Raw genomic sequence first — 26696 nt, 5'->3', positions numbered from 1 at the left:
CGCATCACTGGCGTACAATGAAACGATCTTTGCAATAAATTCCTATAATATACAGGGTGGTCAGTAATTCGGCGAACGGGACAGCCAACCAGATACCTCGTACACCAAGTATCGATGGAAGGGCAAAGAAACCGACCGACATAAACACTACTCCTCGTAGAAGAGTAATAATTGCTGCTCTTTGTCCTCTTTCAATGCTTTGATAGTATCCGATTCCTATCATATTGAAAGCAAAAAATATGAAGCCGAAAGCAAAATAGGCAATGCCGCTTGCTGCTATGTCAAATGCCGGATAACTGCGGTCGATGAACAAGGAGACAATATCCTGACGGCATAGGGCAGTAAGAATAAAGAAAGAGATTCCGCATAACAGTGCCGTCCGTATGGCAAGATGCAGTGTTTTCCTGACGCGGACAGCCTGTCCGGCTCCGAAATTGTAGCTGATAATCGGCTGGGCGGATTGTGCGATAGCGTTGTAAACCATAAAAATAATGGGGAAGAAATAGCAAGCTATGCTGAATGCGGCTACTCCGTCTTCACCGAGATAGCGGATAAATACGTAGTTTCCCAGAAACATCATACAAGCGATGGAGGCCTCGCTGATAAAGGCGGAACTTCCTAATTTTATCATATAACCGATGTTGCGAAAAGTCAGCAATATACTTTTCATACTGAATTTAATCCGGTATAAATAGAGCGTCCGGGAAAAATGGATGAGGTATATCAGGGTCATCAATCCTCCTATGACTGTGCCCAAGCTGGTAGCTAAAGCTGCTCCCATCATTCCCCAGCCAAATTCAAAAATGAAGATATAATCCAGTATGATATTAAGTATGGCTGCAACTGCATTACACATCATGGCATAGGTGGGCGAACCATCCAGGCGGATGCAGAACATTCCTATATTTAATACTTCGTAGAATACGAGAAAAGGGATGTACCATGCCATATATTCTACGGCTAACGGCAACAATCGGTCCGAACTACCCAATAATCTGGCTAATGGCTCTATAAAATAAAGACACAGAGCAGACAGGATAAGTATGAGCAATGCGGAAAAAGTAATTGCCTGAGTGATATTAATACTTGCCACTTTGCGTTTTCCCTGAGATAAATGAATCGAAGCCACCACCGAAGCTCCCACTCCGAACATCAGTCCGATACCCGCTGCAATCATAAAAAGCGGTGCAGTGATATTTACTGCTGCCAGTGCGTCGCTGCCAATTCCTTTTCCTACAAATATACCGTCCGTAATAACGAACAGAGCCGAGAATACCATCCCAAGTACCGTAGGAATTAGTAACTTACGGAACAACGTGGAGATGTTCATACTGCCGAAATCAATACTATCTTTCATAATTTTCTACCTTTGTCGTTGAAAATGGCGACAAAGGTAGGGTTATGAGAGGAGATAAAAATTACCAAATGGTAATTTTTATCTCTATATTTAATAGGGAAAAGAATCTCTTATGTATATTCTATCAATTATTTGAGCATGTTGAAATCCTTTATTCCAAAAACTTCAGTGGATATTTCACCCAGCCAGCCACTTTTACTATTAACACCCACTTGTACTTTGATAAAATCAACGTACTTCAGGTTTGCATCCTTACCGTCGAAAGTTACAGCATGGGATATCTTGAAATGATTGTCAGACGGTCCGGCATTATAGTTGTCATCATCTGTCAGACGATCAATGGCGCTGAAATTATCAGCATATCCCCATTCATAACTATCATTTACCCAATAAGTACCATTACCGGATTGATCGTAATTACGCTCTTTCAGGCGAGTACCTCGCAAAGTATATTGTTTCTCCTTTACCCAGGCGGGATAATAATAATCTTGCCGGTGAAAAGCGCCCAAATAATCAATAGACCCACTTTGACCATGATTGTCTGTCCATGGGGTGGGAAGCTGAATACCGGTTGGTTTATGATAGGTGACGGCATAGTCCTGCCAGGTTTCGGCTTTTCCATATTCGGATCCGCGCAATTCATACCAAGTGTCATTGGGTAACCCATCACCATTTTCGTCCTGCATTACCCATACAATTCCGGGTTCTGATGAACCATCGAAAGCATTACCAGTAACAGCGATGTTGTAATCTCCGTCGTTCACGATACTATGATCGAATCCAACGATGATGTATCCACCGAATCCGCCTAAAGAGACATAAGCAGTCTGATTGATTCGTTCTTCTGCATAGGTACAGGCTTCTGCCATGGTAGTTACTGTATAGTTCTCATTAACAAACTGACCGGGAGCAGGTAAAAATTCATATACTTTGTTCATAGAAGCAGAACTAGTAGCATTTATCTTGCGTTGGTATGTTCCCTCGGGCGGACAAACGTTGACTTTTAATGTTTGCGTGACAAGTATATACGAATTTTTCATTTCTACTTTAATTGTATGTTCTCCTTCTTGGTCGGATGTGAACAAATAACTATCGCTTGCTCCTGATTGTATTTGTTTGTTATTTACAGACCATGTATAAATCGCATTTTGTGCATTTTTTATATCTACCGGCTTGATTTGAATCGTTCTACCTGATGACATATTGTATTCGTCTTGTAGAAACGTCCAATTGAAATCTATTTGATCCGGTGAACATACTTCGACTTTAAAGGAGATTTCATCTTCACCATCTTCGTTATGAGTCGAGAAGCGAACATCATATTCGCCAAGCTCATTTGTAGGGAATGAATAATTTGGTTCAGTTGAAACTTCCTGACCATTTATTTGCCAAGAATAACTAGTATCTAGGAAAGAGTCAACTACCGGTGTTATGGTTAGTTCGGATCCCTGAAGAACTTTGAAACCTTTGTCTGCATCGGCTATGGAAATGGTGGGTACATCAAGTTGGAAAACATCAATACGTATTTCTTTTTCTGTTGTTCCTCCGGCGTTAGTTGCGGAAATCAGGATATAATATCTTCCGGCTTCATCGGCTGAAAATGTCAGGGTGGAAGCGGTACAGATACTCTTTCCATCTATTGTCCAATTAAAGGCCGTTTCCGAATCGGTGTTTTCGTAAATAGGAGCGATGGTTATTTCCCGACCGATTTTGGTTTTATAGATGGGGACTTCTTCTTTCAAGGTAATGACAGGAGCGGCAGGAAGAGGAGATTTCTCCTCTTCTTCCGCACATGATATGCATATCAATAAGGTGAGTAGTAAAAGTGTAATGTGTTTCATTAGAATCTTACCGCTACGTCATCATAACAAAAATAGGCCGGTTGGCTGAAACCGTAACCATTGTCACTGTCACCTGCCATATTAAACTCAATTTTCGAAACTTTGCCTAACGAAGAAAGATCCCAGTAAGTCCATTCCTGAATATTACCTCCAGCATTAGCAATGAAAAACTCTAAATGATTGGTTATTTCTTTACCTGCTGCATCAAAACCGATGGCGATTATCTTTACATAACCATCCGGACCGACAGGCTCAGTCAGGCTGTTACCGTTAAAAATACAGTTAGCTAAATAAGTATTCCACATGACATACATATGATCTACTACACGTGCTTGGTTATCGGAAAAATAAATGGATGGTAATTTTGCACCATCAGTAAATCCGGAATCATCCTTATATCCATAGTGTACACAGAAATTTTTAGAGCCATTATGACCGCCAAAACCAGTTATTGGATTTTGGTAATAGACACCAAGTTGATGTAGATAATCTCCGTTGGCCATATCTGTTTCTACGTAGTTTGATATGGCATGTCCACCACCCCAATATTTATAGTCACCCCATCCATTAGGAAGTTCGGAAGCTAGGAAAGTGTTGTTTTTGTCATTCCATTGATAGAGAGTACTTGTCGTAGGATAAAGTAGAGGACCGTTATATTGGGGATTATCAATTAATGAAGACCAGTTTGTTTCTCCTACTATATTAGCATCACCTTTGTAATCGGCGTCTTCAAATGTTAAAAAGCGTGCTTCATGAACTGCTCTTAATTGCATTTTTATCACTTTTCCAAAGGCTTTGGATGGTGTAACAAGTATTTTAAGTTCACCATCCTTGACATCATCACCTGAAACTGCTGGAGCTGTGATTTTTAAATCTTTATCATTAAGAACCGCTGTCCATCCTTGCGGAATAGCAATTAATGTTGCATCGTCTATATTGGCAGTTGTAAGCAGATACGTCCTTGTTTCATTAGACGAGAACAAGGTATAATCTCTATTGGCAATGTCAAATGTATATGTTTCCCCTTTGGGTAATGTGAACGATGTTCCATCTGCAAGAGTAACTAATACATAGTTGTCATTGACTGTAACGGATTTGAAGAAAGAATCTCCATCTTCCCCTTTTGCTTTTATAGGTTTACCGTCTGCCCCATTTATTGGTTGGGCTCCGTCACCTGTATCAACCGTCCAGTGCCCATCGTCGTCAACTCCCATGATTGGGGTTGTACCCGTTACTTTTAATTTGTTGTCTGCATCCGGAAGCCAGTCTGTAACCCCATTAGTGGTAATTGTCCAGTAATATGTTCCGTCTTCATCTGCTTTTATTCCAATGACAGGAGCATCTGTGCCATTTGTTCCATTCTTTATGGACACTTTGCTACCATCATTGAAAGTCAATGTATAACCTTCAGAGGTTTGTTCTGTATTTGTAATTACTTTCCCTTGATTTAGTGCGTCTACCAGATTCTGTAAAGTAGTAATGTCAGAGTTCATTCCCTTGACGGTTGTTTCCAGTGTTTCTACTCGTCCGTCGAGATCATTGACTTTATCCCAAAGATCATCATCATTGTAACAACTGCATACTGTAATGACAGTGAGCAGTAAAAATAGAACTTTCTTCATTGTTTTTGTTTTTTTAGTTATTAATGGTTATGAATTTAATTATTCAATCTCTTTTAGTTTTTTGTATGTAAAAGCAATATGAGCAGGAATATCTCCGGTTGTGACTGACCATTTCTTTTTTCCATCCCGGGAGAAACAATATAATGTGCCGGGAGTCACATAGTCTTGGGCATCGGTGACGAAGAATTCACCTGTTTCCGGATTGATTGCTATTCCATAAGGTATCTTGATAGATTTTTCCGTACCATCTGTAATAAAATTGCGGGTATCAGTTTTCTTTGTTTTTGTATTATAAATAGCGTAAGAGACTGTCCAACTGTTGGTGTAATAACTCCATTCTGTACTGTATACATACAGTGAATCTCTGCAAATAGCCATTTCTGTATTGGGAAGAAGCGGTAATTCTTCGATTACTTTATCGGTATTGGAATCTATTACAAATGTTTCGGAGTAAGTGTCATAATAATCTCCCCGGGATGAGACATAAATATTTCCGTATTGGTCTAATTCCATTCTATGCAAATTGATTCCCACATCAATGGTTTTGATAACTTTGAATGTGTTCAAGTCGATGACGGATACCGTGCGGTCATAATTAGGTACGCGATATCCGCCGGAGTTGGCTACATAGAGTTTGTTGCCCACAATCACCATTTCTTCCGGCTGGTAGCCGACCACACAGGTATCCTTGACAGTCAGTGTGGTAGTGTCAACACGTGCTACATACCCCAGTCTGGCGTTGGGATCTATTTTGACAGGACCTGCGTACGAACTGACGTATGCATATTTATCTTTAAAGACGATATAACGGCAATTAGGTATGGAAATTTGCGTGATGTGTTTTGCTGTTTCTACATTCATCACTTCTACGAAATGAGAACAGTTGATGATGGCATATAACTTATTTCCATAGATTTGGATATCATTTCCCACATCCCCCAATTCTTGTATGACTCCCGGGTTCCGTTCCGCATAGATATTCTTATGATAGATACCGGTTTCGTAATCAAAGTAATCAAGGGTAGCCTTGTTGCTTCCCATATTTCCTTCATTGAGTAGAAAGAAACCTTTGACAGAGGTACCGCTTACTCCGGGGGTAACTTGGTTGGGAGTTGACGGAATAATGCGTTCATCTTCGCGACAAGAAGTCGACAGAAGAACAAAACAGATAATGATGGATAGAACAGATATTCTCATAACATGACGTTTAATTTGATTTTAAAACTTGTACCGGGCATAGGATAGCATTGCACTACTTCATATTGCTGATTGAAGATATTATTAATTTCTGCCGTTACACGTATTCCCGTTTTCCCCCATTGAAAAGTTTTGGATAGGGAAAAATCGTGGGTATACCAGGGCTGTGCGTAGTTCTCCGGGATATTGGCGACTGCTTCATAACGTTCACCTGTATAAATGAAACTATAGTTACAGGACCATGTTTGGTAACTTCCATTGAGGATGATGGAACCTCCATGCCAAGGTATATAAGGAATCTGGCCTCCATACCATTCACTGGTAGGATCGGTAAAATCCTGTGCCTTTTGATAGGTGTAATTGAAGAGAGTGCTAAGTTCCACCTTTCCGAAGCCCCATTCTCCTCGTATGGCTGCGTCTAATCCCCGAATTTCCACATGTCCGAGATTAATCATAGTCCAACGGAACTGGTTGGAGGTAGGCATGGCAATGATTTTATCATCTACTTCATTATAGTAACCATCTATTTGTAAGTCCAGGCTTTTCAGCCAATGGTTATTCCAAGTGTGAGAGAAAGTGATACCCACATCGTATTGAGTGGTATATTCTGGTTTTAAGTCCTTATTGCCTATAAAAGTATAATACAAATCATTGAGAGTCGGCATGCGAAAGACTTTCTTATAAAAGGCCCGTACATTCAGAGGGAGCTTGGTCAATGGTTGCCAGGTGGCTATGACAGACGGAGTGTATTTGTTTTTGGTGCCTGCATTGGCTCCTTTGGTACGTGTATTGTCGTCGACATGAGTATATAACAGGCTCGCTTGCAGCATGAGGCGGTTGAAGTCAAAGGACGTGGCAGCAGAAGTCAGGATTGTATTACGGGTTGGATAGACAAAATCTATGAGATCGGCCCGTAATGTATTCCATTGAAAATCGTTGGATAATGACATACTCCACCAGGGATAGATGGTGAATAAATGGGCGGCCGAAGCATAGATTTCTTGCTGTCGGTAGTGATTGTCTACATACATGGTGGTGACATCCAGTCTGGGATCGGATAAATAGTGGAGATAGTCATAAGCATATTTTCCGTTGGCTAGCAGACTGTACCAAGGCTTAAAATAGTTTTGAAAAGAGCCTTGCACAAACAGGTTGGTATCCCACTGCCGGTCCTGATGGCGAAACTTACCCGGTTCTTCTCTTACCGCAGCTCCGGGGTATCCCCGTTCCGAATTGTATAGGTATGCTTTGGCTTTCCATTCTCCTTTGGGGACTTTTCCGAAGAATGCATTCTCCAAACGTAACATTCTTACGTCTCCATTTTGACGAACAGCTGTTGTGTCGTAACCATCTTTCTTGGCGTATGTGAATTTATATCGTCCTGATGTATACATATACTCCGTACTGATGGAACTGCTTATTCGTTCGTTGAAACGGTGTTCCCAAAGTAGTGACGGATTGATGGTGGAGAATGAACCGCCTTTCACCCCGATGTTCAGATTGTTTTTCTTTTCCCCTTTGAATATGGGCTTTCGTGTCTGCATATATATGGCACTTGCGGAACTATAATCTTTGGCAGGTTGGAAGATGGCACTTTTTTGACCATTATACAGTGAAATGACTTCCATATTATCTAATGAAAACCGGCCTAGATCGACGACTCCATTTTGCGCATTTCCTAATTCAATACCATCATAAAATACTCCGACATGATGACTGCCCATACTTCGTATATTGACGGTTTTTAGTCCTCCAATACCTCCGTAATCTTTTATCTGTACTCCGGAAAAGTAGCGCAAAGCATCAGCAACGGAGTAAACATTGAGCTTCTCCAGTTCTTTGCCGGACAGAATCTGTACAGGAGACATCTTTTTTTGCATCCGGTTGCTGTAGATAGTAACTTCTTTGAGTTTGAGAAGTGTATCAGACAGAGAAGTCTGATGCCGAACCCTGGACTGGGAAATGGCCGGTAATGTGGTAAATAGAGATAGAATCAAACATAATATCCACCGTAAATGGATACAATGCTTATTGTATGAATGGACTTGAATAGAAAGCATATCTTTTATTTTATAGGTATAAAAAATCCGTTTGTTCAGATCTGAATTCAATCTACACAAACGGACATATAGCTATTATACCAAATAAAAGATAATTGCTTATTTTCTATTTGACTACTACCCGAAATCCCGCAGGTGTAAATCAGAGCATCAAGGCAGGTCTTCTGACTCATCCCATTTTGCAACGCCTTCCCAGATAAACTATCCAGTGACTTTCGTGTTGCAATTTTGCTCTCTGATTACAAGGAGCGGAGATTTACAGCAGCAGGTTCTGTTGCCGGTTTACACGGCATTCCCTTTTAATTCCTTAACAGTGTATATACTGTAACAAGAAACCTTAACGCCACAAAGTTAGAGAATTTATTAATAACTTTATCTTGTTTGGCTAAAAAATCAGCTTACGAGAATCATATTTTATTATTTATATTTTTATCCTAGTGATAAAATGTTTATTTTATACGTACCCTCATCTTTTGTGCGTCGAATGTCACCGACTCGTTTCGGAACAGTCTTTCGATATGTCCGCTCGCTACCATTTCCGGAGTAGGCAGTGTATACATATGCGGGTTGTCTATCAGCATGATAGAGTCGCAGAGTGACAGCGCTATGTCGAGGTCGTGTGTGGAAAATAGGATACATTTGTCCTCTTCCTGTGCCAGTCTTTTCAGGAGCAGGCAGAGTTCGTAACGGTTAGGCAAGTCGAGAAAGGCGGTGGGTTCGTCGAGCAGGATGACAGGGGTGTCCTGGGCTAACGCCCGGGCAATCATGATTCGTTGACATTCGCCGTCAGACATCTTATCCATGGTTTTTTCCGCATAAGTGGACATACCGACCAGCTGTATGGCAGTATCTACCCGCATTTCGTCTTTCGGTCGTAGTTGTCCGATCCAGTTTGTATAAGGGGCGCGCCCCATAGACACTACATCTTTACAGCGAAGATTGGCGATGCGTACTTTGTCTGTCGTTACAAAGCTGATGCTACGGGCTAGTTTTTCCGGTTTCAACGAGGCTATTTTCTTGCCTTGTAGGATGATTTCTCCCGACTGTGGCTTTTCCAGTCCCATCATGGCACGGAGCAATGTACTCTTTCCTGCCCCGTTGCGTCCCAGCAGGGCGATGAGTTGTCCGCCCGTCATCCGGGCATTTACCATCTCTAACAGCGTACGCTGTCCATACCCTAATGTCAGTTCTTTAAGCTCTATCATTTGAATCTACGCAAGTTTTTAGCGATTACCCATAAAATAACCGGAACACCCAGCAGGGCAGTGATGCAGTTCACTGGGAGCAGGAAGCTCTTAGCGATAATGTCACAGAGAAGCATACTGATAAGTCCCGTCAACATGGTGCCGGGAACAAGTATCCGGTGGTCGGCATTGTTGAACAGCAACCGGGTGACGTGTGGCACAGCCAGCCCGATGAAACCTACCGGACCGCAGAAAGCAGTGACCGTTCCTGTCAGCAATGCGGTAGAAACGAAAATGAAGGTGCGTGAACGCTTGATGTTCATTCCCATTGTCCGCGCGTAGTTCTCACCGAGCAGCAATAGGTTCAGTGACTTGATGCAAGCTACGGAGATCAGCAGACCTATGCACAACATCGGAATCATGACTCCCAGTTGGGTGGCAGTGATATGGCTGAGCGAGCCCATCGACCAAAGCGTGAACATTTTCAGTTGTTCGGCAGAACTCAGATATTGCAGAATCTGGATAATGGCACCTGCCACGTATCCTATCATAACCCCCATAATCAGCACGCCGAGAATATTTTTCACTTTCCGGCTGATGACGGCTACTCCCAATAGGATGACAGTCGTTCCTATCCATCCCGAACCGACGATACCCATTGATTGGAGAAGCGGGAAGTTCGTCCATCCGAGCAACGGAGTGCCTAGTATAAACAGAGCCACTCCCAGTCCTGCGCCCGAACTGACTCCCAGCAGATAAGGGTCTGCCAGCGGATTCTGAAAAACTGTCTGCATCTGCAGGCCGCTGACGGAAAGCGCCACGCCTATCAGTCCCGCCACTACTACCCGTATGAACCGGATGGAAAGTAGGATATTGCGCGTCGTTTCGTCATATTCGCCGCCGGTGAGCACCGCCCATACTTTCAAGATAGGGATGTACGTATCTCCTGTTGCCATGTCTATCAATAATAATAGTACGGCAACGATACCTAATGCAATAAATAAAAGGGCGGTATGTTTATGAGGTTGCTTCATCTGGAATTGCGAGTATGTTTGGCAAATAAAGATTCGATCATTCTTCTAGGCATAGGTTCGTTTCATTCCAGATACCTGTAATAATAGAGTGAATCCGGTACCAGTTCTGGATGGAAGATATGAATCAGGTCGCGTAGAACCATGTCAGGGTGTACCACTGCCGATTCCCAGTAATCATTACCGCCCGTCGGGGTCAGCCGCAAATTATTATTATAAACCGTCCGTTCACGTACAGCTTTCGCATCTGCGAATTTCGGATTGACGGTTTTCAACTCATCCAGACTCGTTGCCGAACCTACATTAATCCAATAATCCGCTTTTTGTATCAGTCCGTAAGCCGTTTCCAGTCCAATCGGGGTTGAACTGTTGGAACTGTTTTCTTTGTAGATATACTCTGCACCCGCATCCGCTACCAGTTGCGCCATATAGCTTTTTGTAGAAGGCATCACCCAACTGTCGTTCCACGGCATGTTGAACATAACTGTCGGGCATTGTCCGACCGATTCCGTGAGTGCTTTCAATGACAGATAACGCTTCGGAATTTCACTGAATATTTCGATACCCTTCTCTCGGCTGTCCGTCAGTTCGGACAAAACAACCATCCATTCGGCTTTGCCTAGCGGTGATTCCTCCAAGTATTCGCCCATATAAATATAGGGAATGGATAGCTCTTTCAGCTTGTCTGTTATGGCGGTCTGTGCGTCTCCGATACCGTATAGCAGAACGATGTCCGGCTTCAATCCCAGCAACAGTTCATAATTCATCTCAGGTCCCATGTCCTTGATAGAATCCTTATGCGCAAGGATATATGGGTTCGATACATAGTCGATGCCCGATACCGCCACGATTCGGTTTACCTGTCCTAGTGCATCGAGCATGGCGATGTAGGAAGAAGACATACATACAATGCGCTTTGCTCCGGCAGGAATGGTAGGACCGGTGAATCCGGTGGGTGCCTGCTCTCCATTTCGTGATATGAAGTAGGACATTTCTACCTCTTTGGATCCCTGCCATGGGTTGAATACCTGTATCAGAGTACTTTGGACATTGGTTGCGCCTAATATCTTAAATCCTGCCGCATATTCAGGAGTATATATATCCTGATTGAATGCTTCGAGAGAAGTCTTCTTGTTAGAAATACAACTTGTCAAAAATAGCAAGGAGAATAGAATGAAAGTGTAAATGGATTGTTTTATCATTTTATTTACATTTGGTTGTAACAATCTTGTGAACATATCGTGCAAATATATGAATTGTTTTCTAATATGTTATTATTCCGTTTCTACAAAATTGCTACTTATTTATATATCGCATATAGCGAAATTTCGGTCTTATCTCGTTTGATATCGATATTGACTTTGAATTCTTTATTAGAATAATGTCCAAATGAAAATTTGGAGGTAAACAAGAATGTGGGGAGCTTTTGGGATTTTTCACAGAACTTTCTCTTGAATCATAGTTGGATTGTGTACTTTTACCCTCGTAAAACTACTAAAAGAGACTAGCTTATCGACATGGAAATTAATAGGACGATTGGATTGCTTTTGTTGTTATGTTGTATGCATACAATTTTATATGCTCAACAAACGAGAACTGTCAAAGGCAGAGTACAGACGTTGGAAGCAGGAAGTGATAAGCTACAGTCTTTACCTTCAGCTAGTGTTGTTGTCTTGCAAAAGGAGGATTCCACTTTTGTGAAAGGTACGACAAGTGATAAGAACGGTTGTTTTGTTCTTAAATATCAGCCGCAGAACAGAAGGCAATATTTGTTGAAAGTCTCCTTCATGGGAATGGAATCCGCATACCGCATATTAAGTGACTCGCTGTCTGTGAATGTTGGGGTGGTCACACTGAAGGATGATGATATACAAATCGGGGAAGTGACAATCACGGGAAAATTGAAAGAAGTGGAGATGAAGGGAGATACTACCGTTATCAATGCTGCTGCCTATAAAACTCCCGAAGGTTCTTATCTGGAGGATCTGGTGAAACGTGTTCCGGGATTGGTGTATAATAAGAAAGATCATTCGTTAACCTACAACGGTCAGGCTATCAGTGAAATCAATGTCAATGGCGAATCCTTTTTCTCGGGGGATAAGAAAACAGCGCTCGAAAATCTGCCGGCAAACTTGATTAGCAAGCTGAAAGTATATGATAAGAAATCAAAAGAAGAAGAGTTTACCGGAATCAGTTCTGGAGAGAAAAAGTATGTGCTTGATCTTCAGACTAAAGATGAACTGAACAAGACTTGGCTGACGAATGCGACGGTAGGATATGGAAATAATAAAAAGAAGGACCTGGAAGGGCAGGTGAACTATTTTAATAAGAACGGAGAGAATCTTTCTTTTATGGCCCGTTCTACCAATCGCTATCAGAATAGCACTTATAAGGACAATATCAATAACTCTGTCGGGCTGAATATGACGCGCAAGTTCGGCAAGAAGTTTTCTTTGACCGGAAATGTGAACTATGACTTGAACCGGAATGGAAATATCACTTCCATGTATCGGGAACAATATTTGACGAGTGGCAATCAGTATTCGGCTTCTGCCAATGAGGGTACTTCGAAAAGCCGGTCTATGAATTCGAGTCTGATGGGAGAATGGAAAGTCGATAAGCGTACGCGCATACATTTCAACGGGAGTTTCGGGCTTTCTCCCAATGAGAATGAGAGCAGTAATCAGAGTGCTTCTTTTGATGCTCCTCCTAATGTGAATCATGAGAGTCTGTTTGCTGATTTTGAATCTATACCTAAGGATATGAAAGTCAATCGTAGTGAGAACCGTTCGGCTTCGGAAAATAAATCCAATCGTTATAATTGGATGATTGGGATTATGAGGCGTTTGAATGAGAAAGGAACTACATTAGGACTGAATGTTACAAATTCAGATTCATGGAGAGATAGTGAAAGTTTTTCGCTGTCTCAGACTACTTATTTCAAGCTGAAAGACAAGAATGGGAATGATTCGGTACTTTATCGAAACCAATATATAAAGTCTCCTCAGACAAATAATCAGTGGAGGGTAGGAGTCAGCTTTACTCAACCGATTGGCAAGAAGGTGCATTTCCGGGCAGCATATAATTGGAATACACAGTATGAACGGGACAACCGTGATACGTATGAATTGTCTTCCATGACAAACCGGGATTCTTTCGGTGATTTGCCTGCAGGTTATGAGGCGGGGTATGTGGATAGTTTAAGTAATAGGAGTCATAGTCGCAGTAATGGGCACGACTTGAATGTAGGCTTCAATTATTCGGATGATACTTGGATGTTTAATGCTTCGTTGGGTGTCACTCCGCAGAAGCGTGCTATTGATCGGAAAGTCGGAAAACTTTATGCGGATACCACAATGCGTATGATTGATTATCAGCCTATGATATGGTTGAGTTGGCGGAAAAAGAAAATGCGTGTCAGTCTTAATTATAACGGAAGAACCCGGCAGCCTTCTTTATCAGACTTAATGCCGTTGACGGATAATAGCGATCCGTTGTATATTACTCGTGGAAATCCGGATTTGAAACAGATGTTTATGCATACTATGCATGTGAGCTTTCAACATCCTTCAAAGGGAATATCCGCCAATCTGGGATGGCAGATGGAGAAGAACAGTGTCACACAAGTTGTTCTCTATGATGTGCAGACCGGCGGACGGGAGACATACCCTATAAATATCAATGGAAATTGGAATACATATGGCAGTGCTGACTGGTGGAAGCGTTTCGGGCATTTTTCTTTAAAACTGAGTACCTCCGGAAGGCATAGTAATCGTGTCAGTATGATTAATGAGGATAGAAGTCAACAGCCGGAGAAAAGCACAACACGTGATACCGGGTTGAATTGCGAGATGGAAGCTTCTTATCAGCCCACTTGGGGAGGGTTTGATTTTTCTACTTCATGGGATTATCAGTATTCACTTAATTCTCTGAATGATAATAATACCTATACCCGCTATTATAATTTCCGTTTTGACGGCTATGTGGATTTTCCTTTCGGGTTGCAGTTGCGTACGGATGCAGGCTATATCTTGCGTAGCGGGACAAATATCCAGAAAGGAGAGGATGATGAGATTGTGTGGAATGCGAGGGCAACCTGGCGATTCTTGAAACAGAGAAAAGCCGAATTGTCGGCTTATTGGGCGGATATTCTTGGCAAACGGAAAAGTTATGCTCGTATGGCTACTTCCGACGGGTTCTATGAGTCTCGGACGCAGGAAATAAAAGGATATTTTATTGTAACTTTCAAATATAACTTTCGTCTGATGATGTGAGTTTTAGAAATAATTCGTATGTTTGCTACCAAACCATAAAACAAAATGTACTATGAGCGGTAGCTATGTCATTAATATCGGTCGCCAGTTAGGTAGTGGCGGAAAAGAAATAGGAGAGAAGTTGGCAGCCCGTTTGGGCATCGACTTCTATGATAAAGAGTTGATCAATCTAGCTTCTGAAGAGAGCGGATTGTGTAGAGAATTTTTTGAAAAAGCGGATGAAAAGGCTTCACAAGGTATTATCGGTGGGTTGTTCGGAATGCGGTTCCCTTTTATTAGTGAGGGGGCTATGCCGTGTACCAACTGTTTGAGCAATGATGCTTTGTTTAAGGTACAGAGTGATGTCATTCGTCATTTGGCGGCTGAAAAATCCTGTGTGTTTGTGGGGCGCTGTGCGGATTATATATTGCGCGAACATCCGCGTTGTGTAAACGTTTTTATTTCGGCTTCCAAAGAAGACCGCATTGCACGGTTGTGTCAGATCCATCATATTGATGAGGAGGCTGCGGAGGAAATGATGGAGAAAGCGGATAAGAAACGTTCGGAATACTATAATTATTATAGTTATAAAACATGGGGAGCGGCTGCTACTTATCATCTGTGTGTGGACTCCTCTTCTTTAGGAATAGAAGAAACGGTACGCTTTGTGGAGGAGTTTGTAGTGAAGAAACTGAAGTTGTAATATATGGTATAATGAATAAAGGGAGATAAAACAGTAAAGCCGGCATATTCTACTTAAAAGAATAGAGCCGGCTTTACTATTTATAAGCTAAGCTTGATTTACATCATTGTTAATAATATCATCTGTCCCGTTAGGATACGGAGGAACATAGATAGCGGATAAACCGTCGAATACCCTACGGCCGGAGCGTCACCGGCAGTTGTCTGGTTGGCATAAGCCAATGCGGGAGGATCGGTATTACTACCGGCTATCAATCCCATCAGAGTGAAGTAGTTTACCTTATAATACAGTCGGGCAATAGCGCCGATAATAAGCAATGGAATGACGGTGATAAGGAAACCGCAACCTACGTATAACAATCCGTCACCTTCGACTACCGTTTGCACAAAATTGGCACCTGCATCAATACCGACACTGGCAAGGAAAAGCACGATACCTATTTCGCGAAGCATTAGGTTGGCGCTCATTGTTGTGTAAGTTACCAGATGGAGTTTGTGACCGAAGCGTCCGATAAGGATCGCTACTACCAGCGGACCACCTGCCAAACCTAGTTTCAAAGGAGTCGGCATACCCGGGAATGCAATCGGAAGGCTGCCTAGAAGAATACCTAAGAAGATACCGACGAAGATAGTTACGATATTCGGAGTGTCCAGACGTTTCAACTGATTACCCAACACACCTGCCACACGTTCTACTGCATCTTGCTGGCCTACTACCATCACACGGTCACCTACTTGAAGTACCAGATTCGGATCGGCAAACAGGTCCATACCGGAACGGTTGATACGGGTTACATTTACCCCATACATACTGCGGAAGTGCATAGAACCGAGCGTTTTTCCGTTAATTTCCGGTTTGGTGACCAAAATACGGCGTGAAACCATCGGCAGGTCTTGTTTCTCCCAATCGAGTTCCACCTTTTTTCCTATAAATACGGTAATAGCCGGAGCATCCTCTTCCGAGCAGACGATAAACAACTGATCGCCCATATTGAATATGGTCTCGTGGTCGGGAATACTGACGTGCCCTTCATGGCGGATACGCGAACAAACGAAGTTGCGTCCCAAGAACTCTTTAATCTCGATCAGTGTCTTTCCGCTGATTGATTCGTTGCGTACCTCAAGGCTCATCATGTGTGGCTTGTGGTGTGCGTCCCCGCTTTGAATCTTCAGATTCTCTTCTTCCTTAGCCATATTGACACGGAAGATGTAGCGGATAGCAATGATAGAACCGATAATACCTACCACACCGAGCGGATATGCACACGCATAACCCAACGCGATCTGCGGGCCGGTATAGTTCAACTGGTTCAATGCTTCATTGGCGGCACCAAGTCCCGGAGTGTTTGTCACAGCTCCATAGAGTATACCAACCATCATCGGCAATTCCACCCGGCCGTTCCACAGGTAATAAAGCCCCAGCGCAACAGCAATATTTAACACTACGATGCCTACAGCCAACAGGTTTAGTGTCATTCCCCCTTTCTTGAAAGAAGAAAAGAAAGACGGCCCCACCTGAAGACCGATACAGAATACGAACAAAATCAATCCGAATTCACGGATGAAATGTAGGATGTGTGTATCGGCCGTGAAGCCGAAATGTCCCATTAGGATGCCGGCAAACAAAACAAACGTGACACCTAAAGATATTCCGAATATCTTTATCTTACCGAGATACACACCGGCTGCCACTACAAATGCGTAGAGGAGCACGATATGCGCCACAGAACTAGGGTCCCACAATAAACTTTGTAACCAATCCATAATTTATAGTAGTTTTTATAATGTCTTTTATAAAACGGGTGCAAAATTACTCATAACATCGGAGCAAATCAAATAAATGAAGAACTAAAAATGAAAAATGAAGAATTTCTATACCTATTGTATATATGGGATGAATAATGGTAATTTTTCATTTCCCATTCCCTATTCTTCATTTATTTATTCCTCATTTTCCGGGCTGTGCGAATTTTCCCTAAAAAAGAGTATTGTTTTAACTATTTGGTTATATTTGCAAGTCGAACAACGGACTTTTAGAGAGATAGATAAAAATAAAGACAATATTAATCTTGTTTTAATTTTAAATAAACTATGGCAGACAAAAAAGAAAAACTCTTCTCAGACTTTTCTCCTGTCTCCACCGAACAATGGATGGAGAAGGTTACAGCCGACTTGAAAGGTGCTGATTTTGAGAAGAAGCTCGTTTGGAAAACGAACGAAGGGTTCAAAGTGAAACCTTTCTACCGGATGGAAGATCTGGAGGGTTTGAAGACTACCGATGCGCTTCCCGGAGAATTCCCTTATCTGAGGGGAACCAAGAAAGACAACAATGAGTGGCTGGTTCGTCAGGAAATCAGAGTGGAATGCCCGAAAGAAGCTAATGCAAAGGCGTTGGATATCTTGAATAAGGGTGTCGATTCACTTTCTTTCCATGTGAAAGCAAAGGAACTCAATGCGGAATATCTTGAAACATTGTTGAATGATATTCAAGCTGAGTGCGTTGAACTGAACTTCTCTACTTGCCAGGGACACGTCGTTGAGTTGGCTAATCTGCTGGTAGCTTATTTCCAGAAGAAAGATTATGATGTGAAGAAACTGAGAGGTTCTATAAACTATGATTTCTTCAATAAGATGTTGACTCGCGGTAAGGAAAAAGGCGATATGGTGCAAACGGGCAAAGCTTTGATTGAGGCCATCCAACCGCTTCCTTTCTATCGTGTACTGAATGTAAATGCTTTATCTCTGAACAATGCCGGAGCTTATATTTCTCAGGAGTTGGGTTATGCGCTGGCTTGGGGTAATGAATACATGAATCAACTGACAGAGGCCGGTATTCCCTCTGCCATTGTTGCCAAGAAAATCAAGTTCAACTTCGGTATCAGTTCCAATTACTTCCTCGAAATTGCAAAATTCCGTGCCGCACGTCTGCTTTGGGCGAATATCGTAGCTTCTTATAAGCCCGAATGTATACGTGATTGCGACAATAAAGGTCCTAACGGTGAATGCCGTTGCGCTGCAAAAATGGCGGTTCACGCCGAAACTTCCACATTCAATCTCACTTTGTTTGATGCACACGTGAATCTGCTTCGTACGCAAACCGAAGCGATGAGTGCTGCTTTGGGAGGTGTGGATTCAATGACAGTTACCCCGTTTGACAAGACATACGAGACCCCCGATGAATTCTCCGAGCGTCTGGCACGCAACCAGCAACTGCTGCTGAAGGAAGAATCTCATTTTGATAAGGTGATTGACCCGGCTGCAGGTTCTTATTATATTGAAAACCTGACTGTCTCTATCGCTAAACAGGCTTGGGAACTCTTCCTGTCTGTCGAAGAAGCCGGTGGTTTCTATGCTGCCTTGAAAGCGGGAACAGTTCAGGCTGCTGTGAACGAAAGCAATAAAGCGCGTCATAAAGCGGTGGCACAGCGTCGTGAAGTATTGTTGGGCACCAACCAATTCCCCAACTTTAATGAAAAAGCGGGTGATAAGAAACCGGTTGAGGCAAAATGTTGTTGTGGCGGTGGCAAAGAACATACTTGCGAGAAAGATGTGGCTACTTTGGTATCCGACCGTGCTGCCAGCGAATTCGAGGCTTTGCGCCTTGAGACGGAAGCGTCCGGCAAACGTCCGAAAGCGTTCATGTTGACTATCGGTAATCTGGCAATGCGTCAGGCACGTGCGCAATACTCTTGCAACTTCTTGGCTTGTGCCGGTTATGAAGTGATTGATAATCTGGGCTTCGAAACGGTTGAGGCAGGAATAGAGGCGGCTATGGCTGCTAAGGCGGATATCGTGGTGCTTTGTTCCAGTGATGATGAATATGCGGAATATGCAATTCCCGCTTTCAAAGCTTTGAATGGCCGTGCTATGTTTATCGTCGCCGGTAATCCGGAATGTGCCGATACATTGAAAGCCGCAGGTATTGAGTACTTTATCCATGTCCGTGTGAATGTGCTGGATACCTTGAAAGAGTTTAACGCCAAACTATTGAAGTAAGATGAGAAAAGATTTTAAAAACATTGATATATATGCCGCATTTCAGCCTGCTAACGGTGCTGAATGGCAAAAGGCTAACGGTATCTCCGCTGATTGGAAAACACCGGAACACATCGAAGTGAAGCCTGTTTATACAAAAGAAGACCTTGAAGGAATGGAACATCTCGGCTATGCTGCCGGACTTCCTCCGTACCTGCGTGGTCCGTACTCGGTAATGTACACTCTGCGTCCTTGGACGATCCGTCAATACGCCGGATTTTCCACTGCCGAAGAATCAAATGCTTTCTATCGCCGTAACCTGGCTTCCGGTCAGAAGGGGTTGTCGGTTGCATTCGACTTGGCTACGCATCGCGGCTACGACCCCGATCACGAACGTGTGGTAGGTGACGTAGGTAAAGCGGGTGTATCTATCTGTTCTTTGGAAAACATGAAGGTCCTGTTCGACGGTATTCCTTTGAACAAGATGTCCGTATCCATGACAATGAACGGGGCGGTGCTTCCGGTTATGGCATTCTACATCAATGCAGGTCTGGAGCAAGGTGCGAAATTGGAAGAAATGGCAGGTACTATCCAAAATGATATCCTGAAAGAATTCATGGTGCGTAATACCTATATTTATCCGCCTGCATTCTCAATGAAAATTATTTCCGACATCTTTGAGTATACTTCGCAGAAGATGCCTAAGTTCAACTCCATCTCCATTTCCGGTTACCATATGCAGGAGGCAGGTGCTACCGCCGATATCGAGTTGGCTTATACGCTTGCCGACGGTCTCGAATATCTTCGTGCCGGAACTGCCGCCGGTATTGATATCGATGCATTTGCTCCGCGTCTGTCTTTCTTCTGGGCAATTGGGACGAACCATTTCATGGAAATTGCCAAAATGCGTGCCGCACGTATGTTGTGGGCGAAGATTGTGAAACAGTTTAACCCGAAGAATCCGAAATCATTGGCACTGCGTACCCACTCACAGACTTCCGGTTGGTCATTGACCGAACAGGATCCGTTCAATAACGTAGGACGTACTTGTATCGAAGCGATGGCTGCCGCTTTGGGACATACACAGTCTTTGCATACCAATGCGTTGGATGAAGCTATCGCACTTCCGACGGACTTCTCTGCACGTATTGCCCGTAACACTCAGATCTACATTCAGGAAGAAACATACATTTGCAAGAATGTTGACCCGTGGGGTGGTTCTTATTATGTAGAGACTCTGACGAACGAGTTGGCGCATAAGGCTTGGGAGCATATTCAGGAGATTGAAAAACTGGGTGGTATGGCAAAAGCTATCGAAACAGGTATTCCTAAGATGCGTATCGAGGAGGCCGCTGCACGTACACAGGCTCGTATCGACAGTGGTCAGCAGACGATTGTCGGTGTGAACAAGTATCGTCTGGACAAAGAAGCTCCGATCGATATTCTTGAAATTGATAATACGGCGGTTCGTCTTGAACAGATCGAAAACCTGAAACGTCTGAAAGAGGGACGTAACCAGGCTGAGGTAGATAAAGCGTTGGCGGCTATTACTGAGTGTGTGAAGACCGGTAAGGGTAACTTGCTGGAACTGGCAGTGGAAGCAGCGCGCGTCCGTGCCACATTGGGCGAGATTTCATCTGCTTGCGAACAGGTCGTAGGACGTTATAAAGCAATAATTAGAACTATATCAGGCGTGTATTCATCAGAAAGTAAAAACGATAGCGACTTCAAACGTGCTTGTGAACTGGCTGAGAAGTTTGCGAAGAAAGAGGGGCGTCAACCCCGTATCATGATTGCGAAGATGGGACAGGACGGTCACGACCGTGGTGCCAAAGTGGTAGCGACCGGTTATGCCGACTGCGGTTTTGACGTGGATATGGGACCGTTGTTCCAGACACCGGCGGAAGCTGCCCGTGAAGCTGTTGAAAACGATGTTCATGTAGTCGGTGTTTCTTCGTTGGCTGCCGGACATAAGACATTGGTTCCGCAGATTATTGAGGAATTAAAGAAGCTGGGTCGCGAAGATATCGTAGTGATTGCCGGTGGCGTTATTCCTGCACAGGATTATGATTTCTTGTATAAAGCAGGGGTGGCTGCTATCTTCGGTCCGGGTACTCCGGTGGCGAAAGCTGCTTGCCAGATTTTGGAAATCCTGATGGACGAAGAATAAGACAGGACTTTCCTGTTTTTGATTTTATCCCGCCTTTTTAGTTCAAATGAACTGAAAGGCGGGATGTTTTTTTACTGACATTCGTTTGTCTGAAATTAAAATTGGCTATATTTGTCCGGCTTTCATTATAAAAAGCAGAATAGATGAGTGAAAAAGTAGAAGACTTGGATGTTCGTTTTGAACGGTTTTACGCGGCTAACTACCCTCGTGTCAAGAACTTTGCGAAGTTGTTGACCAAGTCGGAGGAAGATGCGGAAGATATCGCTCAGAATATATTTCTTAAGTTATGGACACGTCCTGAACTTTGGCAGGAGCAAGAAACCATGACGAGCTATCTTTATACCGTTACCCGAAATGAAATCTTCAACCTTTTCAAACATCAGAAGGTGGAACAGGAATACGAAGATAAGATAATGAAAGCGCAATTGATAGGTGATTTGTGTGATGAAGATACTTCATTGCTCGAAAATCTCTATTATAAAGAAGTGCTCCTCCTCGTCAAGATGGCACTCGACCAATTGCCTCCCAAACGCAGGCAAATATTTGAGATGAGCCGGTTTGAAGGTTTGTCTCACAAAGAAATAGCGGAGAAACTGCAAATCCCTCTGCGCACAGTAGAAGACCACATCTACAAAACATTGACCGAACTTCGTAAAGTGTTAATGTTTGTTATTCTCTTCCGGTTCTTTCCGTAGTTTCTCTTTCTGAATGGTGGTAATTATGTAAACGTTTCTTAGAAACAATAAATATCACCTTATGAAGAATTATATTCGTGACGTTATAGACCGTTATATCAAGCATGACTATCCGGCGGAAGTCGACCGGGATTTTCGTGTATGGCTTATAGATGAAGAACGTGCCGATGAAAAGGATTCCGAATTGAGTCAGCTTTGGGAAGCTACCGAATCCGCAACTACTCCCAATTACCAACATTCGTTGGAACGAATGAAAGAGCTTACCGGAATAAAGACGAGACAAAAAGTACATACTTTACATACACGGCTGTTTATCTGGAAGATAGCGGCAGCTTTGCTGATTGCTGTATCCGCTGGCTCTATTTATCTGGCTTTACAGAACAGACAGGCGCCGGACTTGTTGCAAACCTATATACCTACTACCGAGATGCAGAATATTGCTTTACCGGACGGCACGCAAGTGATGATCAATTCAGAAAGTACCTTGCTTTATCCTCAACAGTTTACGGGAGACAGTCGTTGTGTCTATCTGGTGGGAGAAGCCAACTTCAAGGTGAGACGTGACGAAGCACATCCGTTTATCGTAAAGTCGGCAGATTTCCAAGTCACGGCATTGGGAACGGAATTTAATGTGTCGGCTTATCCCGAAGAGGAGGAGGTAACGGCAACGTTGATTTCGGGAAAAGTTCTGGTAGAGTACAATGGATTGAAAGAGCAAGAGATACTGAAACCCAACGAACAGTTGGCTTATAATAAACACACCCGCTTGGGTAGTGTGACTTATCCGGATATGCAGGATGTCACAGCCTGGCAACGCGGTGAGATTGTTTTTCGCAGTATGACGATGGAAGAGATCTTCACCCGTCTCGAACGCAAATATCCTTATACATTCGTGTATAGCTTTCACAGCCTGAAAAGTGACCGTTTTAACCTGACTTTCGGGCAGAACGCTTCCATAGAAGAAGTGATGGATATTATTGCCCGTGTGACGGGTAATCTGGATTATAAGATAGTGGGCGACAAATGTTATCTGACGGTACGTCATAAATAACGTTCCCGCTACCGGACTATTTGAATAACACCGATTATTAACCTTAAAATATACGAGAAGCCTATGCGGAAAAAATATCCGGGAGAAGCTGCAACCTTCCCCCGGATGTGAAATCGAAATTCTTACTATTAGCGTTACACAAACGCTACTAAATTCGAGAATCTAACTTTATCTGTATAAACTAATACTAAGAAGATGCAGCAAATTTATGAATTTATAGCCAATAAGCAGACAATCAGCCGAGTATTTATGCTTTTTTTGTGCTGTCTGCTCCTTTCTATCCCCACTTTTGCTCAAAACAGCAGTGCCCGGATTACGATCCATAAGAAAAACATATCGGTCATCGAGGCACTGAAAGAAGTGGAAAAGCAGACGAAACTTTCTGTCGGCTACAACGAATCGCAGTTGAAAAACAAACCCTCCATCAGTCTGGCTCTGGAAAAAGCGACATTGGAGAACTCTCTCACCGAAATCCTGAAAGGAACAGGATATACTTATCAGTTGAAAGGCAAATATGTCATCATTGTTCCGCAAGAAAAGAAAGAAGTGGAGCAAGTGTCTGCCAAACGTGTCACAGGGCAGGTGCTGGATGAACAGGGAGAACCGCTCATCGGCGTGAATGTGCTGGTGGAAGGAACGAGCATAGGAGCTATCACCGATATGGACGGAAACTTCTCGCTGGAAGCTCCGGTAGGCAGTACGTTGAGTATTTCTTACGTAGGCTATACTCCGAAGACATTGAAAGTGGGTGGAGCGAACAAGTACAGCGTGCAACTCGCTTCGGATACGAAACTATTGAATGAAGTCGTAGTGACAGCATTGGGTATCAAGCGTGAGCAAAAGGCATTGAGTTACAATGTGCAGCAGGTGAAATCCGACGAACTGACTCAAATTAAAGACGCCAACTTTGTAAACAGCCTGAATGGTAAAGTAGCGGGTGTTACTATCAATACCAGTTCTTCCGGTGTGGGAGGAGCAAGCAGGGTAGTGATGCGTGGTACGAAGTCCATCGAGCAGAGCAGCAATGCTTTGTATGTCATCGACGGTATTCCGATGTACAATTTCGGAGGCGGAGGCGATACGGAATTTGGTTCAAAAGGAGCTACCGAAGCCATTGCCGACATCAACCCCGAAGACATCGAAAGTATCTCCGTACTGACGGGAGCTGCCGCAGCTGCCATGTATGGTAGTAATGCCGCCAATGGAGCGATTGTGATTACCACTAAAAAGGGACACGTAGGGAAATTGCAGGTCGGTGTCTCTAGTGGCATTGAATGGTTGAAACCTTTCAAAATGCCGGATTTTCAAGGACGCTACGGAACCGGAAGCAACGGCAAAGCTGGTAATTCAAGCATTTATAGCTGGGGGCCGAAGTTGAATGCAGCCGCACAGACCGGATATGAACCGAGCGATTTCTTCGATACCGGCGCGGTGTATTCCAATTCTGTGACTTTATCTACGGGAACGGACAAGAATCAGACTTTCTTTTCGGTAGCTACCGTCAATTCAGCAGGTATGGTACCCAACAATAGGTATAATCGGTATAACTTTACTTTCCGCAATACGACAAGTTTCCTGAATGATAAAATGAAACTGGATGTCAGTGCCAGCTACATCCTTCAGAACGACCGGAATATGACCAATCAGGGACAGTATTCCAATCCGTTGGTTTCTGCCTATCTTTTTCCTCGTGGAGATGATTTCTCTGTAATCAAAAATTTCGAGCGTTGGGATGAGGCGCGTAAAATCAGTGTACAGTTCTGGCCGCAGGGTGAGGGGGATTTACGTATGCAGAACCCTTATTGGATAGCTTACCGCAATCTTCGTCTCAACAATAAGAAGCGTTATATGGCTTCGGCGGGTTTGAGTTATCAGATTCTGGACTGGTTGAATGTGGCAGGCCGTGTCCGCATCGACAATACCCACAGCGAATATGAAGGCAAGCTGTATGCAAGCACTAGCACGACACTGACCGATGGTAGCACGCAAGGGCATTACACCGTGAACAACGGACAAAACTCGCAGACATACGCCGATGTATTGATAAATATCAACAAACGTATTCAGGACTTTACGATTGTTGCCAATATCGGAGCCAGTTATAGCGGTATCACCAGCAAAGAGCTGGGATATGCGGGTCCGATACGTGAAACGGGAATTCCCAATCTTTTCAATGTATACGATTTGGATAATGCCAAAAAACGTGCCACACAGACCGGTTGGCGTGAAGCGACGGAATCTATCTTTGCCAGTGCGGAGATTGGTTGGAAGAGTATGCTTTACCTCACTTTGACGGGACGTAACGACTGGGCTTCGCAGTTGACACATTCTCCGCAGGCTTCCTTCTTCTATCCGTCAGTCGGCTTGTCGGCCGTCATTTCGGAGATGGTAAAAATGCCGGAATGGGTGGATTATCTGAAAGTGCGCGGTTCGTTCAGTTCCGTAGGTAATCCCTATCCCCGTTTCCTAACTTATCCTACCTACTCGTATGATGCGACTAACATGGACTGGAAATCTCAAAAGAACTTCCCTATCGGCAAACTGTATCCTGAACGTACTGATTCTTGGGAAATCGGTCTGGACGCTACGCTTTTCAAAGATTTCAAGTTGAGCGGTTCGTTCTATTATGCCAATACGTACAACCAGACGTTCGATCCCGAACTTCCCGTATCCGCGCGTTACGACAAACTCTATGTGCAGACCGGATATGTACGTAACTACGGTTTTGAAGCCATGTTGGCTTATAATCATCGTTGGGGAAATTTTGGTTGGGATACCAGCTTTACTTATTCTACCAATAAGAATGAGATCGTAGAATTGGTGCGCAATTATGTGCATCCGGAAACCGGAGTCATCTATAACGTTGACAAGCTGGAATTGAAAACCAATGAAGGACGTGGTTTCGGTAAAGCGAAGTTTATTTTGAAAGAAGGCGGCACGCTGGGTGATCTTTATACACATGCCGACTTGAAACGTGACATTAACGGCAATGTGCTGATTGATGATGATGGCAATGTGACGGCTGTTGATAACGCAGGTGACATCAAGTTGGGAAGTGTACTTCCGAAGGCCAATCTTGCCTGGAACAATAGCTTCACTTATAAGGGAATCAATGCCGGATTCTTGGTTACCGCCCGTTTGGGAGGTATCGTTTACTCCGCTACCCAAGCTTATCTCGATCTGTACGGAGTGTCCGAGACATCGGCTGCCGCACGTGATGCCGGAGGCGCATGGGTAAATGGCCGTAGTCAGGTGAACCCGCAGAGTTTCTATTCCGTAGTGGCTTCGCAGAGCGGACTTCCTACCTATTATACGTACAGCGCGACGAACGTACGCCTGCAAGAAGCGCATATAGGCTATACCATTCCCCGTCGTTGGCTGGGCAATGTATGCGACATTAACGTTTCCCTTGTGGGACGTAATCTGTGGATGATCTATTGCAAGGCTCCTTTCGATCCGGAAGCAGTGGCTACTACCAACAACTATTATCAGGGAATCGACTATTTCATGATGCCGAGTACCCGGAACATAGGATTCAACGTTAAGATTAACTTCTAA

General features: G+C 43.5%; 16 protein-coding genes and 1 riboswitch. Of the genes, 7 read left to right on the top strand and 9 right to left on the bottom strand.

What is annotated here, in order from left to right; all coding sequences use genetic code 11:
• Positions 1–4 precede the first annotated feature (4 nt).
• The 8 genes from ACNOGP_RS21705 to ACNOGP_RS21670 all read right to left on the bottom strand — a co-directional run bounded on the left by ACNOGP_RS21705 (position 5) and on the right by ACNOGP_RS21670 (position 11494).
• Positions 5–1357, bottom strand: a complete 1353-nt coding sequence (locus tag ACNOGP_RS21705) for an MATE family efflux transporter (protein WP_418213704.1) — start codon at positions 1355–1357, stop codon at positions 5–7.
• Between the two features lie 128 nt (positions 1358–1485).
• Positions 1486–3198 (bottom strand): PKD-like domain-containing protein, encoded by a 1713-nt coding sequence (locus tag ACNOGP_RS21700; protein ID WP_418213703.1) that lies wholly within the window; start codon positions 3196–3198, stop codon positions 1486–1488.
• Positions 3198–4820, bottom strand: a complete 1623-nt coding sequence (locus ACNOGP_RS21695) for a PL29 family lyase N-terminal domain-containing protein (protein WP_418213702.1) — start codon at positions 4818–4820, stop codon at positions 3198–3200. The genes ACNOGP_RS21700 and ACNOGP_RS21695 overlap by 1 nt, the downstream gene beginning before the upstream one ends.
• Positions 4821–4859: 39 nt before the next feature.
• A complete protein-coding gene (locus ACNOGP_RS21690) occupies positions 4860–6017 on the bottom strand; it encodes a DUF5074 domain-containing protein (RefSeq protein ID WP_418213701.1) in 1158 nt (385 codons plus the stop codon).
• Positions 6014–8077 carry a TonB-dependent receptor gene (locus tag ACNOGP_RS21685; protein WP_287663853.1) on the bottom strand — a complete coding sequence of 688 codons (2064 nt, stop codon included), beginning with the start codon at positions 8075–8077 and terminating at the stop codon, positions 6014–6016. The genes ACNOGP_RS21690 and ACNOGP_RS21685 overlap by 4 nt, the downstream gene beginning before the upstream one ends.
• A gap of 136 nt (positions 8078–8213) precedes the next feature.
• Positions 8214–8432, bottom strand: a riboswitch (cobalamin riboswitch).
• 94 nt (positions 8433–8526) lie between these two features.
• A complete protein-coding gene (locus tag ACNOGP_RS21680; protein ID WP_418213700.1) occupies positions 8527–9282 on the bottom strand; it encodes an ABC transporter ATP-binding protein in 756 nt (251 codons plus the stop codon).
• Complete coding sequence (locus tag ACNOGP_RS21675) at positions 9279–10295, bottom strand: FecCD family ABC transporter permease (protein ID WP_143864984.1); 1017 nt, start codon at positions 10293–10295, stop codon at positions 9279–9281. Before ACNOGP_RS21675 ends, ACNOGP_RS21680 begins: the two co-directional genes overlap by 4 nt.
• 62 nt (positions 10296–10357) lie before the next feature.
• Positions 10358–11494: an ABC transporter substrate-binding protein gene (locus tag ACNOGP_RS21670; RefSeq protein ID WP_418211059.1), complete on the bottom strand. Its 1137-nt coding sequence runs from the start codon at positions 11492–11494 to the stop codon at positions 10358–10360.
• A gap of 360 nt (positions 11495–11854) precedes the next feature.
• On the opposite strand from ACNOGP_RS21670, the gene ACNOGP_RS21665 reads away from it, so the two are divergent.
• Together ACNOGP_RS21665 and ACNOGP_RS21660 are read left to right on the top strand one after the other, a co-directional pair.
• Positions 11855–14566: an outer membrane beta-barrel protein gene (locus tag ACNOGP_RS21665; RefSeq protein WP_418213699.1), complete on the top strand. Its 2712-nt coding sequence runs from the start codon at positions 11855–11857 to the stop codon at positions 14564–14566.
• 52 nt (positions 14567–14618) lie between these two features.
• The gene (locus ACNOGP_RS21660; protein ID WP_007751763.1) at positions 14619–15248 is read left to right on the top strand and encodes an AAA family ATPase; all 630 of its coding nucleotides are present in this window, start codon (positions 14619–14621) and stop codon (positions 15246–15248) included.
• A 98-nt stretch (positions 15249–15346) separates the two neighbouring features.
• On the opposite strand, the gene ACNOGP_RS21655 is transcribed toward ACNOGP_RS21660, so the two are convergent.
• The gene (locus ACNOGP_RS21655) at positions 15347–17011 is read right to left on the bottom strand and encodes a putative transporter (RefSeq protein WP_007766882.1); all 1665 of its coding nucleotides are present in this window, start codon (positions 17009–17011) and stop codon (positions 15347–15349) included.
• A gap of 327 nt (positions 17012–17338) precedes the next feature.
• On the opposite strand from ACNOGP_RS21655, the gene mutA reads away from it, so the two are divergent.
• From mutA to ACNOGP_RS21630, 5 genes are all read left to right on the top strand, one after another.
• The gene (gene mutA, locus ACNOGP_RS21650; RefSeq protein ID WP_418213698.1) at positions 17339–19243 is read left to right on the top strand and encodes a methylmalonyl-CoA mutase small subunit; all 1905 of its coding nucleotides are present in this window, start codon (positions 17339–17341) and stop codon (positions 19241–19243) included.
• Between the two features lies 1 nt (position 19244).
• On the top strand, positions 19245–21392 hold the full coding sequence (gene scpA, locus ACNOGP_RS21645; protein ID WP_007751753.1) for a methylmalonyl-CoA mutase: 2148 nt from the start codon (positions 19245–19247) through the stop codon (positions 21390–21392).
• Between the two features lie 143 nt (positions 21393–21535).
• Positions 21536–22087, top strand: coding sequence for an RNA polymerase sigma-70 factor (locus ACNOGP_RS21640; protein ID WP_143864989.1), 552 nt, complete (start codon positions 21536–21538; stop codon positions 22085–22087).
• 61 nt (positions 22088–22148) lie between these two features.
• On the top strand, positions 22149–23138 hold the full coding sequence (locus tag ACNOGP_RS21635) for a FecR family protein (protein ID WP_195629475.1): 990 nt from the start codon (positions 22149–22151) through the stop codon (positions 23136–23138).
• Between the two features lie 195 nt (positions 23139–23333).
• On the top strand, positions 23334–26696 hold the full coding sequence (locus ACNOGP_RS21630; protein ID WP_418213697.1) for a TonB-dependent receptor: 3363 nt from the start codon (positions 23334–23336) through the stop codon (positions 26694–26696).

Origin of the sequence: Bacteroides difficilis (assembly GCF_048319815.1) — a bacterium.
Classification (GTDB): Bacteria; Bacteroidota; Bacteroidia; order Bacteroidales; family Bacteroidaceae; genus Bacteroides; species Bacteroides zhangwenhongii.
The sequence above is the reverse complement of the archived record's forward strand: the minus strand, read 5'-3'. Positions and strand labels throughout refer to the sequence as shown.

Coding starts and splice junctions, on each gene's coding strand:
- ACNOGP_RS21655 (WP_007766882.1), bottom strand. CDS start 17,011: ATGGATTGGTTACAAAGTTTATTGTGGGACCCTAGTTCTGTGGCGCAT.
- ACNOGP_RS21675 (WP_143864984.1), bottom strand. CDS start 10,295: ATGAAGCAACCTCATAAACATACCGCCCTTTTATTTATTGCATTAGGT.
- ACNOGP_RS21695 (WP_418213702.1), bottom strand. CDS start 4,820: ATGAAGAAAGTTCTATTTTTACTGCTCACTGTCATTACAGTATGCAGT.
- ACNOGP_RS21690 (WP_418213701.1), bottom strand. CDS start 6,017: ATGAGAATATCTGTTCTATCCATCATTATCTGTTTTGTTCTTCTGTCG.
- ACNOGP_RS21670 (WP_418211059.1), bottom strand. CDS start 11,494: ATGATAAAACAATCCATTTACACTTTCATTCTATTCTCCTTGCTATTT.
- ACNOGP_RS21700 (WP_418213703.1), bottom strand. CDS start 3,198: ATGAAACACATTACACTTTTACTACTCACCTTATTGATATGCATATCA.
- ACNOGP_RS21665 (WP_418213699.1), top strand. CDS start 11,855: ATGCATACAATTTTATATGCTCAACAAACGAGAACTGTCAAAGGCAGA.
- scpA (WP_007751753.1), top strand. CDS start 19,245: ATGAGAAAAGATTTTAAAAACATTGATATATATGCCGCATTTCAGCCT.
- ACNOGP_RS21640 (WP_143864989.1), top strand. CDS start 21,536: ATGAGTGAAAAAGTAGAAGACTTGGATGTTCGTTTTGAACGGTTTTAC.
- ACNOGP_RS21680 (WP_418213700.1), bottom strand. CDS start 9,282: ATGATAGAGCTTAAAGAACTGACATTAGGGTATGGACAGCGTACGCTG.
- ACNOGP_RS21685 (WP_287663853.1), bottom strand. CDS start 8,077: ATGCTTTCTATTCAAGTCCATTCATACAATAAGCATTGTATCCATTTA.
- ACNOGP_RS21635 (WP_195629475.1), top strand. CDS start 22,149: ATGAAGAATTATATTCGTGACGTTATAGACCGTTATATCAAGCATGAC.
- ACNOGP_RS21630 (WP_418213697.1), top strand. CDS start 23,334: ATGCAGCAAATTTATGAATTTATAGCCAATAAGCAGACAATCAGCCGA.
- ACNOGP_RS21705 (WP_418213704.1), bottom strand. CDS start 1,357: ATGAAAGATAGTATTGATTTCGGCAGTATGAACATCTCCACGTTGTTC.
- mutA (WP_418213698.1), top strand. CDS start 17,339: ATGGCAGACAAAAAAGAAAAACTCTTCTCAGACTTTTCTCCTGTCTCC.
- ACNOGP_RS21660 (WP_007751763.1), top strand. CDS start 14,619: ATGAGCGGTAGCTATGTCATTAATATCGGTCGCCAGTTAGGTAGTGGC.